Source organism: Moritella sp. 5 (assembly GCF_018219455.1).
Taxonomy (GTDB): Bacteria; Pseudomonadota; Gammaproteobacteria; order Enterobacterales; family Moritellaceae; genus Moritella.
Genome location: NZ_CP056122.1, coordinates 1,203,463 through 1,218,149, shown reverse-complemented (window position 1 = coordinate 1,218,149; position 14,687 = coordinate 1,203,463). Strand labels below are relative to the sequence as shown.

Annotated in this window: 12 protein-coding genes; 5 read left to right on the top strand and 7 right to left on the bottom strand. The window is 39.4% G+C overall.

Annotated elements, in window-relative coordinates:
- Positions 1 to 4: 4 nt before the first annotated feature.
- The 6 genes from HWV01_RS05625 to HWV01_RS05600 all read right to left on the bottom strand — a co-directional run bounded on the left by HWV01_RS05625 (position 5) and on the right by HWV01_RS05600 (position 5,754).
- The gene (locus HWV01_RS05625) at positions 5 to 595 is read right to left on the bottom strand and encodes a DJ-1/PfpI family protein (RefSeq protein ID WP_211674482.1); all 591 of its coding nucleotides are present in this window, start codon (positions 593 to 595) and stop codon (positions 5 to 7) included.
- A 35-nt stretch (positions 596 to 630) separates the two neighbouring features.
- Entirely contained in the window at positions 631 to 1,260 is a 630-nt protein-coding gene (locus tag HWV01_RS05620; RefSeq protein ID WP_211674481.1) for a LysE family translocator, read from the bottom strand.
- A gap of 116 nt (positions 1,261 to 1,376) precedes the next feature.
- Positions 1,377 to 2,237: a PhzF family phenazine biosynthesis protein gene (locus HWV01_RS05615; RefSeq protein WP_211674480.1), complete on the bottom strand. Its 861-nt coding sequence runs from the start codon at positions 2,235 to 2,237 to the stop codon at positions 1,377 to 1,379.
- A gap of 50 nt (positions 2,238 to 2,287) precedes the next feature.
- Positions 2,288 to 2,563: a putative quinol monooxygenase gene (locus HWV01_RS05610; RefSeq protein ID WP_211674479.1), complete on the bottom strand. Its 276-nt coding sequence runs from the start codon at positions 2,561 to 2,563 to the stop codon at positions 2,288 to 2,290.
- A gap of 222 nt (positions 2,564 to 2,785) precedes the next feature.
- Positions 2,786 to 4,384: a BCCT family transporter gene (locus tag HWV01_RS05605; RefSeq protein ID WP_211674478.1), complete on the bottom strand. Its 1,599-nt coding sequence runs from the start codon at positions 4,382 to 4,384 to the stop codon at positions 2,786 to 2,788.
- A gap of 245 nt (positions 4,385 to 4,629) precedes the next feature.
- On the bottom strand, positions 4,630 to 5,754 hold the full coding sequence (locus HWV01_RS05600) for a DUF1800 family protein (protein WP_249185449.1): 1,125 nt from the start codon (positions 5,752 to 5,754) through the stop codon (positions 4,630 to 4,632).
- Between the two features lie 176 nt (positions 5,755 to 5,930).
- Between HWV01_RS05600 and HWV01_RS05595 the strand changes: the two genes are divergently transcribed.
- Positions 5,931 to 6,782, top strand: coding sequence for a tetratricopeptide repeat protein (locus HWV01_RS05595; protein ID WP_211674477.1), 852 nt, complete (start codon positions 5,931 to 5,933; stop codon positions 6,780 to 6,782).
- Positions 6,783 to 6,840: 58 nt separating this feature from the next.
- Here HWV01_RS05595 and HWV01_RS05590 read toward each other — a convergent pair whose 3' ends face one another.
- The gene (locus HWV01_RS05590) at positions 6,841 to 7,725 is read right to left on the bottom strand and encodes a LysR family transcriptional regulator (RefSeq protein ID WP_211674476.1); all 885 of its coding nucleotides are present in this window, start codon (positions 7,723 to 7,725) and stop codon (positions 6,841 to 6,843) included.
- A gap of 116 nt (positions 7,726 to 7,841) precedes the next feature.
- On the opposite strand from HWV01_RS05590, the gene rhtB reads away from it, so the two are divergent.
- The 4 genes from rhtB to HWV01_RS05570 all read left to right on the top strand — a co-directional run bounded on the left by rhtB (position 7,842) and on the right by HWV01_RS05570 (position 14,523).
- Positions 7,842 to 8,465 carry a homoserine/homoserine lactone efflux protein gene (gene rhtB / locus HWV01_RS05585; protein WP_211674475.1) on the top strand — a complete coding sequence of 208 codons (624 nt, stop codon included), beginning with the start codon at positions 7,842 to 7,844 and terminating at the stop codon, positions 8,463 to 8,465.
- Between the two features lie 782 nt (positions 8,466 to 9,247).
- Positions 9,248 to 11,485 carry an NADP-dependent isocitrate dehydrogenase gene (locus HWV01_RS05580; protein ID WP_211674474.1) on the top strand — a complete coding sequence of 746 codons (2,238 nt, stop codon included), beginning with the start codon at positions 9,248 to 9,250 and terminating at the stop codon, positions 11,483 to 11,485.
- 271 nt (positions 11,486 to 11,756) lie between these two features.
- Positions 11,757 to 13,634 carry an acyltransferase family protein gene (locus tag HWV01_RS05575; protein WP_211674473.1) on the top strand — a complete coding sequence of 626 codons (1,878 nt, stop codon included), beginning with the start codon at positions 11,757 to 11,759 and terminating at the stop codon, positions 13,632 to 13,634.
- Between the two features lie 181 nt (positions 13,635 to 13,815).
- Positions 13,816 to 14,523 carry a pseudouridine synthase gene (locus tag HWV01_RS05570; RefSeq protein WP_211674472.1) on the top strand — a complete coding sequence of 236 codons (708 nt, stop codon included), beginning with the start codon at positions 13,816 to 13,818 and terminating at the stop codon, positions 14,521 to 14,523.
- Positions 14,524 to 14,687: the final 164 nt, after the last annotated feature.

Genomic DNA, 14,687 nt, shown 5'->3' with positions numbered 1-14,687 from the left:
AATTTCAGATCATAACGGCATAAGGGTCATTATTCGCATCGTCATTCCACTGATACTCAGTCAAATGTTCAATACGTTTAGCCTCAGACTTACCTTTGAGGTGCTGTATATAAAAAAGTGCGGCATCAGTACCCGCAGAGACACCTGAAGAAGTCAAAAACTTACCATCATCAACCCAGCGAGCACTAGGCTGCCAATGCACTTTATTTGATAAGCTCGTCACCCAATTATAAGCCATCTTGTTTGTCGTCGCTTGGATCCCGTCCAATATGCCCGCTTGAGCCAATAAAGCAGAACCAGTACAAATAGAAAACACCTTTGCGGACACTTTTTCCTGTTTTTGTAACCAGATCATCAATGTTTGATCTTCGATCAACTTTCGAGTTCCTAAACCACCAGGAATAATAAGCAGATCACATGGAGTCACAGCATCTAAATTAGCATCTGTAACGACTCTCGGTCCTTGGTAGCTTCTCGTTATATATTTAGAACCAACGAGTTTTATTTCTACATTTTCCATATGGCCAAACATCTCAATTGGCCCATGTAAATCCAACGTTTCATAATCATCAAATACCAAAGCTAAAATTTTCATCGTGTTTTCTTTTATTGTTGTAGATAAACTTAATATTACTTACTTATGGCCAAGTACGCACCTGCTGCGATCATAATGCTACCAGCGCCTCGGTTTAATCGCTGATGTGCCACTGGTGTCTTTAGCATTCCAGCCATTCGACTCGCACCTAAAGCGATCAACATCAACCCAGACATCAAGGCAATCGATGACAAAACGGATACTAACGCAATATCTTGCGCCGTTAGTACGGTCAGATCGATAAACGTTGGCAAAAATGAAATATAAAACAAGATCACTTTCGGGTTTGAGGCTGAAATTAAAAAGCCTTGGGTAAAACTCGCTAACATTGCTTTTTCTTTCTGCGCTGTTGTTTCAGCTTGAATGTCACTTTTAATCTGAGGTAAGGCTTTCAGCATTTTATAACCAAGATAAATCAGATAACTGGCACCTAAATAACGAATAGCGGTGAATACTTCGGACCAGTTCTCAGCAATGGTAGCAAGACCCAAACAGGCCAATATTAGATAAAGCACATCACTACCAATCATCCCCATTGCGAGCATGATACATTTTTTGGGGCCATCGACCATGGCTCGCGCCAAGATCGCGAATACACCCGGTCCAGGTGTGATACCAAAAATAAATATCGCGATAAAAAATGTAATTGCAGACTCAAGTGACATTTACAGTTCCTTATAAATAGATTTTTTTATAAATGATTCAGCACAATAAAAATGACTATATCATAGCCATTCAATCTACCTCAAACATACATTTAAGGCCTGCACATTTTTATACGTTATACCGAGACATTCATCGAACCGATTTTATTCGCGACGCCACCCACTTTAACACTGGTTATCTTAGCGTCCTTAAAACCAACAGATGCTGTGATAATCGACGCACAATTCATCGCCCTGCCTTGTTCAAAAATATAGTTATTGGCTAAAGGAAGGTGTTCAGCTAAATAACAGGCTAATGCGCCACTCGCACTGCCGGTAGCCGATTCTTCTGGAATGCCGAACAACGGGGAGAAATTACGGCAACTTGCTGTAAATGGACTTTCTGATGAACAAAGTTCAAAAACATGAAAACCGACTATATCGTGTTTCTGACAAAAACCAGTAATCGCTAAATCATTAGGTTTTATTAAGTCTAACTGCCCAGCAGGAACGGGAAGAATAAGATCGGCTAGTCCTGTTGATATCACTTCAATAGGTAATTTAGTACTTGCTAATACTTCGCTATCAACGCCAATGACAAGTGAAATCTCTTGATAAGAAAACTCTCCTGACTTTACAGGTAGCTGTAAGTTCATCGTGACCAAGCCTTCACTATCGATGATGACAGGCAAGATTCCTGCTTTGGTCCGCTGCACATAATCACCCGCCGCCAGTATTCCCATCTGATACATAATAGAAAATGTCGCTAAGGTTGCATGCCCACAAAAATCGACCTCATTGGTGGTGGTAAAAAAAGACACCTCAAAATCGACTTCATCATCATTCGATACAAAGGCCGTTTCAGAATAGCCAACCGCTTGCGCTACCTTTAGCTTTTGCGCATCTGATAGCTTATCGGCATTAAGCACCACGCCAGCAGGGTTGCCACCTTCACCATTCGCGGTAAACGAATTAACCAATAAAACCTCTATATCCATCAGAGTCTCCTTTCTCTGTATTCACTGACATATTTTAAACTGATTATAACTTACTCAAGTATCTCATAATGTCTTTCTACATTAGCGGCAGCCTTGCCCCACGCTGAGTTTTTAACCCTGGCTTGGTGCTGATCAAACGCAGCCTTATTAATGAATTCTTCATACACATCGAAACGGTTAAGGTTAATTTCAGATTGAGTGACGTTAAACATCAAGCATCCTGGTTCATTACGCGTTAACTCTTTATGACTTATTAGCGCTTTCTTAACCGCAGACAAATCAGCCGTCGGGACTATGATAAATCCTTTTAGAATTACTTTATTCATCCATATCTCCGTGTGTATTTAAAATAACCCATACCCTAAAATATAACGTAAAACACACGGTTGAAATTATAATGCGTGAAATTTGCGATCTGACTAGAACAAAAAACGGCCTCAAGCATACATTTGAGGCCGTTGGCGTTCACCAAATGACATTTAAAAAAATGACATTTTCAAACTTAGATTTAATACTTAAGCTTTAACACTTAACTTTAAACTCAGTTTTTACTTGTATAAATGACGCTCTGAGTTCAGACCTTTAATTAGGCTGACACACATGATTAGCAATACAAACGTAAATGGTAATGCAGTTGTTACAACACCGGCTTGCAGCGCTTGTAGAACTTCCGTACCACCCACCCATAGCATAACACCCGCAATTGTACCTTCTACAGTTGCCCAGAAAATACGTTGTGGCACTGGCGCGTCAATCTTACCGCCCGATGTGATGCTGTCGATCACAAGTGAGCCAGAGTCAGATGACGTAATGAAGAATATTAATACTAATATTATTGATAATACTGATAACACATCACCAAAAGGCAGTGCATCGTATACGTGAAATAAAGACAGTGAAATATCTGTTAAACCATTGGTACCCAATTCACCGACTTTATTAACAACTTGATCGATAGCAATACCACCGAACGTCGCCATCCACACAAGTGTTATTAGCGTTGGAATAAAGATCACCGCACAAAGGAATTCACGTACTGTACGGCCTTTAGAAATACGTGCAATGAACATACCTACGAATGGTGACCACGAGATCCACCATGCCCAGTAGAATACAGTCCAACCATGCATCCACGCTGTATCATCACGACCATGAGGATTACTTAAACTAACAAAATTTTGTGCATAAGCAATAAGGGTTTCAGGAATTGATACCGTTATCACATCAAAGCCAATGATCATGACAAAAATAAGTAATGCGAACGCAAACAGCATATTGATATTGCTCAATACTTTAACGCCACCGTCAATACCACGTATAACCGAGAAGATCGCAATTAAAGTCACAAAGGCAATCACAATCAATTGTAAGCCAATACCGCCATCAATACCAAACACGTGATTGATACCACTTGCCGCTTGTTGCGCGCCTAGACCAAGCGATGTCGCAAGACCAAATAACGTCGCAAGCACAGCCATGATATCAACAATGTGTCCAGCCCAGCCCCACGCTCTGTCACCAATTATCGGATAGAATACCGAACGAATTGATAGCGGAAGTCCTTTGTTATAAGCAAAGAAAGCCAATGATAAGGCAACGATACCGTAGATAGCCCAGCCATGGATACCCCAGTTATAAATCGTTGCGGCAAGTGCTAACGATTTTGCTTCAGGCGTTAGTGGCTCAACATTAAATGGTGTTCCCCACCAGTTAGTGAAGTAAGCCGTCGGCTCTGCAACCCCCCAGAACAACAGACCAATCCCCATACCTGCCGCAAATAACATCGCCATCCAAGAAATGGTTGAATGCTCTGATTTTGCTCCTACACCACCAATGCGGATCTTACCAAGCGGCGATAAGATCAATACCATAGTGAAAAAGACAAAGAAATTAGTCGACCACATAAAGAACACATCAAAGTCTGCCATGATGCTATTTCTAACACTGTTTAATGTTTCTTTAGCGGTAGTTGGGTCAACGAGGAGGAGTGCAGAAAGGAAGAAGAAAATGAGGCCGGCGCTAATGCCGAATACGGGGTTATGTATATCGAAACCCCACTTTTGAACGTTATCTTGACCGACTTGGTAGTCAGTGGTTTCAATACTATATTTGTTGAACGTACTATTTTTGTTTAACGAGCTATCCATAAATTATGCTTGAGCATATATCCTGCAATACTTTTTAATCGAAAAGTAAAAACGAAAAGTTCACCAGTTATAACCATGATGATACCAATGATAAAACGCTTAACAGGGTAACAAAAACGCCATTGAAACTCAAATAAGCTCTATTAATAGCGTTTTCAACAATATAACGGAATGAAACACATAAAACCTGCATATATACATCTATAATCACTTATAGCATGCGTAATATCATACTAGTGAAGTGGTTACACCTTGACGTCATCATCGAGTAAGATAGCTTGTACAACGGCAGCTAAATCACCACGTATACCTTCGCCATTGTCATTAAATACCGTTGCAATACGTTTAATATAATCGGATGATGGATTTGATGACACCAAACGCTGGATCAGCTGGCGGCTAATAAAAGGCCCGACATTGGGATGATTAAATAATATATCGAGACTGACAAACAATTCCTTATCTGCTTTCATTCCCGCAGTGATACTCTGACCAAATAATACTTTTTCGTTGTAGTCATGCTGTTTAGGCGACAACGCCATAAAGGTGTCATAACGCCCACTACGACGATGACCATAGCGTTTATTTTCGACTAATTCCCAACCTGTAAATACCCGAGCTAAGTTTTCAACATCAGCCTGTTGATAGCTCGGAACTTTATTCCCCTGTTTATCCAAAATAACTTGTCCACTGATGTCTAATTGATATAGCCCAATACTGAATGACTGCATCACTTTACGGGCATAGTTTTCGTCTGGGAAAGTATTTTCATTCAGATTAGCTTTACGATTACCTTGCATCGATAGGTAAACCCCCATCGCGGGCGACAAGGTGATATCTTGCAATAAATCACGGTAATTACCAAAGCTATGCTTCACGAACAGATCGTAATACCAAGCTAAACCATCACCGTATTTAGCCAATGTAGATTCTTGGCTCGACACAACAAAGATCTGCGACAAAGCAAATGCCACACGCTGACGTAATTGATCTTTCGCCGTTAACGCATGTTCTAGCCAAACTGACTCTTGTGCTTTTAAACAAACACGATCTTTTTCCTGTTTAGTATTACTCACGCTATTAACGTTTAAATTGCACTTATTGTCAGCTGAATTAAATTGTGCCGTTAACGGATAATGCCAACTGGGTGCCAATTGCATCTGCGCAGTAATCCATTGCTGGCGCGTGATTTTCTGAACACTTAGCAATATTTCAGCTGTTGGCCCAAAACTAACTTGATACGATAATTTTTCCGCCTCATTACCATTTTCCGTAGTCACTTCCGTATTAGTGCTGGCAAACGCAGAGGTTGAATTTAAACAAGCAAGCAGAGCACAACTGATACCATTTATAAATAAAGATTTACTCATCCTAGAACACATCCTTGATACCGGTAACCATCAATATATGTTGTTTTTGTTTTGACGACAGTGATCAAGATCTCACTCATGGATAGATACACTAGACTTGATTATAGTAACTTGATCCCCCATATGTCTTTCATATACCGAATTTATATCTATACGCAATTTGACGGAGTTAATCAGTGCAGAATTATATCCTTGACCTTACCAGTGACAATTTTCAAGAGATTTTACTACAAGGTAAATACTCGCAGCCAATCGTCATTGATTTCTGGTCTGAACGTGCGCCAGAAAACCAAGTAAGTGCCCGCCTATTAAATATCACCCAAAGCTTAAATGGCCAAATAATCCTTGCCCGATTAAATTGTGACCGTCATCCTGAATTAGCTCAGCAATTTGGCATCAAAAGCCTACCGACGACAGCCATCTTTAAGGATGGTAAACCCGTTGATAGTTTTGTCGGAGAGCAAGAAGAAGCTGCGATTCGTGAAATTATTAGTCGTCATTTACCAAAGCAAGAAGAAGTATTATTGCAACAGGCACAGATGTTGTTAATGGACAGTAAATTTGCAGAAGCAGTGCCACTAATGGGTCAAGCTTACGAACTGGCACCAGATAATACCGATATCAAAATAGCTTATGCGCAAGCATTACTCGGTTCACATCAAGTTGAAGCCACTGAAGCATTACTTGATACATTTGCTGAAGATGAACAACAAAGTAACCAATATAAAACGCTACGTTCACATTTAGAGACCGCTAAAAAATCAGCTGAAACACCAGAAATCATCGCGTTAACTGCTGCGTATGAAGCAAACCCAGATGATTTACAAGTTGCTTATGATCTGGCACTGCAACTTCAAATTGCCAACAAACATAACGATGCCATGGTATTGTTATTTAAGATCTTAAGCACGGAATATGATTTCTTAGAGGGTGGAGCAAGAAAGGTTTATTTAGAATTATTATCGGTAATGACTGATGCTGCACTCGTGGCTGACTACCGCCGTAAACTCTATAGCTTGATGTATTAATAACTTAACCCAAAGCCCTGATATAACTAGATCTGGGCTTTATTGTACTTTACAGCCCCTATGGTGCAACAACATCAATCGACTCCAGCTCACTTAAGTGTTTCATAAATAGTTCCTGTAGCCTTGGCTGCCGGGGATGATAAGCATGCATTAATATCAATTTTCTATCATACTTTCTATCAGGAATAATAACGCTAGTAATGGTCTCGCTGTACTGCTCTAATCCTGCCCAGATTGGCACCATTGACACACCAACCTCTTCTGAAACAAGTTGAGCAATCGCTTCAAGTGAATCCAGATCGAAGATCGTATTTTTAGTCATCCCTTTTTCAATCATATATAGTTCAGACATCTGCCCTCCCCAACAAGTAGGGTCATATCGTATATAAGGGTTATTATCCAGAATTTCAGTAAGAGATCCCTCGATACTTTTATGATGAATTAGAGCCAAGGGTTCATCTCTCAAAACCCAGTACCTCAACGATTTAGGTATCACAGCGGTAGGCATGACCATGATTGCTGCATCAATATCACCATTGATTAGACTGCGGTATAAATCAATCGAATTACCCGGTGTAATATGAAACTTTGCTTCAGGCACCGATGTACGAATTGACTTAAGTGTCGCCGGAATAAAAGCAGCTAACGAGGTAGAATTAGCCCCAATCCTTAACGTGCCACTAAACCCTGATCCCTGAACGACTTCAAGTAGATCTCTAGCCTCCCTGACAAGGGATTTAGCTTTTGGAAGAATGGTTAAACAAGCATCGGTTGGCTGTACCGTATTGCCAGCTCGGCTGAATAACTTACACTTAAATTCACGCTCGAGTGACAGAATTCTCTGGCTGACTGCGGCAGCGGTTATCATTTGTGACCTTGCAGCCCCAGCAATTGATCCTTCCTCTGCAACAGCAATCAGACTATCAATAAATTTAGTATCCATCACTTTTCCTTACGAAGAAAGAAACATAAACATGCTATGCCTAACGAACAACGCTAATTAAACTAGCTCCAATTGCAGCTCAAGTCCAGAGCTGTCACGATTAACCGGAGTAATCTATGAATTTTGATTTATGGCTAGCATTTTTAATTGCCTGCATCGTACTGGCTATATCCCCTGGTGCAGGGGCGGTAAATAGCATGTCTATCACTATGAAACATGGCTTTAAACGTAGTTTAATCTCTAACTTTGGATTACAAGTTGGTAATATCATTAATATTACGATTGTAGGGGCAGGGCTAGGTGCATTACTTGCCCAGTCTGAAGTCATGTTTTTTACGATCAAATGGGCAGGGATTGTTTATCTGATTTATCTGGGGATCCAGAAATTCAGAGAAAGTACCACCGACTGCAATGGATTAGAACGTCGTCAAGATGAAAGCGCATGGAAAGTGTTTACTCAAGCAATATTTATCAACATAACCAATCCTAAAAGCATTGTTTTTCTAGTTGCCTTATTGCCTCAGTTTATCGAACCATTAGGCTCACACTTACAGCAAATGCAGATTCTTGGTATTACTATGGTCGTTGTTGATATGATTGTAATGATGGGTTATTCAATATTAGCGACTAGCGTCACTCATCTAATACAGAGCAAACGCCATCTTATGATTCAGAACCGAATTTTCGGATGTATGTTTATTGGCGCAGGCACATTACTGGCAGCGATCAGTAGAAATTAATGTTAGCTTTTAATCAATCCAAAACTGTCGTCTTAAATATTAATTGGAAGGCTGCTTAGTTTGTCGGATAAGAGGTGTTACACCAAAATACCTCTTATCCGCATTCCGAAAAATATACATGTGCTTCACATCTCAATATTGACCATTAACTAAAGCTATTTGACAAAATATCTCTCTTCAGGACAAACCTCTTAGCGCTTTCTTCGAATTTTCAACAACAAAACATTGCGCTGCATTATCGTGAATATATCGATTACAGAATGCTTCAATTTCACCAAATAATACTTATGGCTATTCAAACCAATGCAGCATTTTATTCCACCAAAGTTCAATATTTAATTACATGAGTCTACGTAAGCAAATTAGTTAAGAATAAAAATCGTTAACTTCCTGTTTATCCAAAAAAATCATTATAGAGAGAGCTTACCGAAGATCCTAGGAATGTAGATCTTTAGTTAATAAATAGTTACTAACAACCCACTATTTAGTTTGCCGAACACGAAAACATAGCGATTTCATGACAAGCACTAACGTTATAATTAATTACAAAGTGGTATGATTTCAAGTATTTTGAAGTTAAACAAGATGGATAATACGATTTTTATGATACTATGAAAAAAGTAGATACGGAACATCTGCTAGGATAACAGCTGTTGCGATTTCTGCAACCTAGCTATAACAATTTTCAATCCCTCTAGAATCTGCTCTTATTTAAAAGACGCTAGCAGATGATGTTCCGAACAATAACAGGGGGACAATACGCTAGTAATCCAGGGAATAATATGTCTGACAAAAATTCAACGATTATCTATACATTAACGGACGAAGCGCCGTTATTAGCAACCTACTCACTTCTACCTATTATCGAAACATTCACGTCAACAGCGGGAATTGATATAGTTAAAAGTGATATATCTGTTGCAGCCAGAATTCTGGCCGAATTTCCAGATTATTTAACTGAAGAACAAAAACTACCTGATAATCTCAGTGAACTAGGTCGTCTGACACAAGATTCAAACACTAACATTATTAAACTGCCGAACATCAGTGCATCAGTGCCACAGTTACAAGCAGCGATTAGTGAATTACAATCTCAAGGTTTCAACATTCCAAACCTGCCAGAAAACCCACAAACTGACGAAGAAGAATCACTTCTACAACGCTACTCGAAAGCACTTGGTAGTGCGGTAAACCCTGTACTTCGTGAAGGTAATTCAGATCGTCGCGCACCAAAAGCAGTTAAAAACTTCGCCCGTAAACACCCGCACTCAATGGCGAAATGGAGCCAAGCATCACAAACTCACGTTGCACATATGCGTGAAGGTGACTTCTACCACGGCGAGAAATCAATAACGCTAGATCGTGCACGCGATGTAAGAATGGAACTGCTTACAGATACTGGCGAAAGTATCGTACTGAAAGAAAAAATAGCATTACTTGATGGCGAAATTATAGATAGCATGTACATGAGTAAAACAGCGCTATGTGATTTCTACGAACAAGAAATGCAAGATGCTTACGAAACCGGCATGATGTTTTCTCTACACGTAAAAGCAACAATGATGAAAGTATCTCACCCGATTGTGTTTGGTCACGCGGTAAGAATTTTCTACAAAGACGCGTTTGCAAAACACGATGAGTTATTTAAAAAACTTGGCGTAAATGTAAATAATGGTTTATCTAACCTTTATGATAAAATTGCTAACTTACCAAGTTCACAACGTGAAGAAATTCGTCGTGATTTACACGCATGTCACGCCAATCGTCCAGAGTTAGCGATGGTTGATTCCGATAAAGGTATCTCTAATCTACACGCGCCAAACGATGTTATCGTGGATGCGTCGATGCCAGCTATGATCCGTAGTGGCGGTAAGATGTGGGGTGCAGATGGTCGTCCAAAAGACACTAAAGCCGTGATCCCAGAATCAACGTTCGCCCGTATTTACCAAGAAATAATTGCATTCTGTAAAACCAACGGCGCATTTGATCCAGTCACTATGGGTAGCGTACCAAATGTTGGTTTGATGGCACAAAAAGCCGAAGAGTACGGTTCACACGACAAAACGTTTGAAGCACCAGCAACAGGCGAAGCACGTATCGTGGATATCGACACTGGTGAAGTACTGATGACTCAAAACGTTGAAAAAGACGATATCTGGCGTATGTGCCAAGTTAAAGATGCACCAATCCGCGACTGGGTAAAGCTCGCAGTGGCACGTGCACGTGATTCCGATACTCCCGTCGTATTCTGGCTTGATCGCTACCGTCCGCATGAAAATGAACTGATCACTAAGGTAAATGAATACCTTAAAGATCACGACACTGAAGGTTTAGACATTCAGATCATGTCACAAGTACGTGCGATGCGTTACACACTTGAACGTGTTGTACGTGGCCTAGATACAATTTCAGCGACAGGTAACATTTTACGTGATTACCTAACCGATCTATTCCCAATTATGGAACTCGGTACAAGTGCTAAAATGCTGTCTATTGTTCCGTTAATGGCGGGCGGTGGCTTGTTTGAAACAGGTGCAGGTGGTTCAGCACCTAAACACGTACAGCAACTTGTTGAAGAAAACCATTTACGTTGGGACTCACTCGGTGAATTTCTGGCGTTAGCCGTTTCTCTAGAAGCCGTAGCGAAGAAAACAGACAGCATTAAAGCTAAAGTACTTGCTTCAACGCTAGATCAAGCAACTGAAATGCTACTTGATAACGGTAAGTCACCATCACGCCGTACTGGTGAGCTAGATAACCGTGGCAGTCATTTCTATCTGTCTCTGTTCTGGGCTAAGTGCCTATCGAAGCAAACTGAAGACACAGAACTCGCTGCACAATTTACGCCTTTAGCTGCAAGTCTTGCTGAAAATGAACAAAAAATTGTCGAAGAACTAAACTCAGTTCAAGGCAAAGCGGTCAATATTGGTGGCTACTTCAACGCTGACCCAACTAAATTAGAAACAATTATGCGCCCAAGTAAAACATTCAATAATTTACTGAGTACTGCGCTTAGCTAAATAATAACAGCTACGTATATTCAGCCCGTAATAGATTAATCTGTTGCGGGCTTTTTAATTTTTATATTCTAAAGACACTCGCCACATTCAATTAATATATCGCGTATCTCTTACTCCTATCTCTCATCATAATTTTGATGTCTCTTGTAGCTAAAGCTTTCTTTTTGGAAACCGTGATTTAAAATAGTATATGAAAGGTGACAATGACGTAGAATCGAATGTTGCGATACATTGGAAGCAAAGATCACGACAATTACGTCTGAAGGTATACATGGTAAAATTTAGAAACGATATAAATGGGTTAAGAGCAATCGCACTTATTGCTGTCGTATTGTTCCATTTTAATCCGAGCATCGCGCCCGGTGGTTTTGCTGGTGTCGATATTTTCTTTGTCATTTCTGGTTTTTTAATGACTGGTATTATCTTTAAAGGATTAAACACGGATTCATTAAATTTAGCTGACTTTTATTTATGCAGAGCAAATAGAATAATTCCCCCGCTCGCTGCTCTTTGCTTCATATTATTATTTGTTACTTGGTTTATATTACCGCCATTCGACTATCTAACCTTAGGTAAGCATGTCGCTAGCAGCATCACTTTTCTATCAAACATTACTTATTTTTATGAATCTGGTTACTTTGATGCGAGCGCCTATGAAAAATGGTTGCTACATACCTGGTCATTATCCGTAGAATGGCAGTTCTATATTATATATCCCATTATACTGCTGTTTTTAAAACGCTATTTATCTCTCGAAAATTTAAAACGCCTGTTAATCGTAGCCACTATCCTAGGGTACATCTTTTGCGTTGTAGCAACAGAGAGATGGCCTACATTCGCTTATTATTCTCTCCCAACCCGTGCTTGGGAAATGTTGTTAGGCGGTGTCGCTTATTTCTACCCGATAAAACTACACAAGAATCAAAAAAGATTACTCGAAATCATTGGTATTACCTTAATAATATTATCATTTACGCTCACGTCTAAAATGACGCCTTGGCCGGGCTACGTGGCTTGTGTGCCTGTATTTGGTACCTATCTCATTCTACTGAGTAACCGAGAGACCAGTATATTTACTAATAACAGATTATTTCAAACACTCGGGACATGGTCATACTCAATCTATCTCTGGCATTGGCCTATTGCGGTCTATGGCGTGTATTACCAATTAGATAACTGGGTGCCAATTGGCATCGTATTGTCTGTGGTTTTTGGTGCACTTAGCTATTATCTTATTGAACAAAATCAGTTTGAAAACCGAAAAAAAACACTTGTTTTTACACTAATTACAACCTTGGCTTTTGTCGTTTTTTATAAATCGACCCCCTTTCTGTTATATCAAATATCCGGTATGCCGAAACAAATTATTGCAGCCAATTTAGACCAATCAGATAAAGGTGAGCTTTATACTTGGCAAATGATGAACACATTAAAAAATAACAAAATTGATAACAATAAATTAAATGTTATGTTTATCGGTGATTCTCAATCAGCAGATTTTGTTAATGTCATCAATGAGAAAGTAAGTGTCATTAATAATGACCGAATTAATTTTATGGCTCAAAAAATATCAGCCAAATGTGGCGTTTTTTACCACCTTCCAGAGCCATTAAATGCGCTCTACGATAAGATTAACCTTTCTGAAAATATCGGCGAAAAAAAGTTACTTAAATGTGCTGCAAAAATCAGAGAAATAACAGCTGACTCTCGCTTAATCAATACTGACTTTATTTTTCTTGCGATGAATTGGCGTAATTGGTCTTTAGACTATAATCTCGACGCAATTAAACAGATAAAACAAAAAAATCCACAAGTAAAAATATACATTATCGGTAATAAAGGTATGCACAAACCACTGCCTATTATAATGGTTAACGCCTTTAAAGATGATCAAGATGTAAGCGAAGTCGTGTTCAAATCACTGCCTGAAACGAATATTAAAAATAATGATTTCTTCCGTAAAAATCAGAATTCAGGTTATCAATTTATTAATATGACTTACGCATTCTGCCCAGTTAAAAAATGTAATGTCGTCGATAAAACTGGCCTGCCATTTTACTATGATGAAGTACATATAACAAAACAAGGAGCTATGTATCTCTCTGACAGGCTAAAACCACTATTACCCCCAGAGTTTTATGCACCCTAAACTGATTTACTGTAAGCTGTACCTAACAAAAACACCTAACAATAGTCGCTTTCATACCAATGTATTTTAGCAGCTAATTAAATTACCCTTTATTAAATTTATCTAAATTAAATTACCTTATAAATAGCTCTTCAAAATTTGCTACAATTGCCTCATAAGCATTTTAATTATTAGCGATACCATGTCAAAACCAGCACCAGCAAAACCAAAACTAACTCTAGGTAGAAAGAAAGGCCCATCTGAACAGGCTAAAAAGAGCCAAATCAGCTACTCTAATACGGTAAAACCACGTGGTAAAAGCAATCGCCCACAACATACTAAACCAAAAGAAGCTGGTCCAACCCAAGTCTATGTATTCAATAAACCTTACATGGTATTGACCCAGTTTACTGATGCTGATAACCGTGAAACCTTAAAAGACTATATCAAGGTGCCGGATATTTATGCAGCTGGTCGCCTAGATCGCGACAGCGAAGGGTTACTATTGTTAACCAACAATGGTCGCCTCCAAGCAAAGCTAACTCAACCTGGAGAAAAAACAGAAAAGACCTATTGGGTCCAAGTTGAAGGTGAACCAAGTCCAGAAAAACTGAACGATTTACGTTACGGCGTGGTATTAAAAGATGGATCAACACTGCCAGCTAAAGTTGAAATAATGACAGAGCCTAATATATGGCCACGTGTACCGCCAATTCGTGAACGCCAAAATATTCCAACCACTTGGTTATCTATTACAATTATCGAAGGACGTAACCGTCAAGTTCGTCGTATGACTGCACACATTGGGCACCCTACCCTGCGTTTGATCCGCTATAGCATTGGTCCTTGGACGTTGGATAACATCCAACCAGGTGAACTAGTTGAAAGCAGTATTAACATGATGAATTAGTACCAAAGTCTGTTTTTGCGCTAGCCTTCATGGTAAAATTCGCGCGATTGGATCTTAGGATCCTAAGAACAGTAACTAACTGTGGCCAGAACACCTATTTCAGTTATATATTTAATACATTAGCAAAAAAGCCTTTAACTTTATTTGCATTACTACAAGAGTAA

Excerpts from the sequence above, each read along its gene's own strand:
- HWV01_RS05625 (WP_211674482.1), bottom strand. The coding sequence starts at position 595 with ATGAAAATTTTAGCTTTGGTATTTGATGATTATGAAACGTTGGATTTA.
- HWV01_RS05620 (WP_211674481.1), bottom strand. The coding sequence starts at position 1,260 with ATGTCACTTGAGTCTGCAATTACATTTTTTATCGCGATATTTATTTTT.
- HWV01_RS05615 (WP_211674480.1), bottom strand. The coding sequence starts at position 2,237 with ATGGATATAGAGGTTTTATTGGTTAATTCGTTTACCGCGAATGGTGAA.
- HWV01_RS05610 (WP_211674479.1), bottom strand. The coding sequence starts at position 2,563 with ATGAATAAAGTAATTCTAAAAGGATTTATCATAGTCCCGACGGCTGAT.
- HWV01_RS05605 (WP_211674478.1), bottom strand. The coding sequence starts at position 4,384 with ATGGATAGCTCGTTAAACAAAAATAGTACGTTCAACAAATATAGTATT.
- HWV01_RS05600 (WP_249185449.1), bottom strand. The coding sequence starts at position 5,754 with ATGAGTAAATCTTTATTTATAAATGGTATCAGTTGTGCTCTGCTTGCT.
- HWV01_RS05590 (WP_211674476.1), bottom strand. The coding sequence starts at position 7,725 with ATGGATACTAAATTTATTGATAGTCTGATTGCTGTTGCAGAGGAAGGA.
- rhtB (WP_211674475.1), top strand. The coding sequence starts at position 7,842 with ATGAATTTTGATTTATGGCTAGCATTTTTAATTGCCTGCATCGTACTG.
- HWV01_RS05580 (WP_211674474.1), top strand. The coding sequence starts at position 9,248 with ATGTCTGACAAAAATTCAACGATTATCTATACATTAACGGACGAAGCG.
- HWV01_RS05575 (WP_211674473.1), top strand. The coding sequence starts at position 11,757 with ATGGTAAAATTTAGAAACGATATAAATGGGTTAAGAGCAATCGCACTT.
- HWV01_RS05570 (WP_211674472.1), top strand. The coding sequence starts at position 13,816 with ATGTCAAAACCAGCACCAGCAAAACCAAAACTAACTCTAGGTAGAAAG.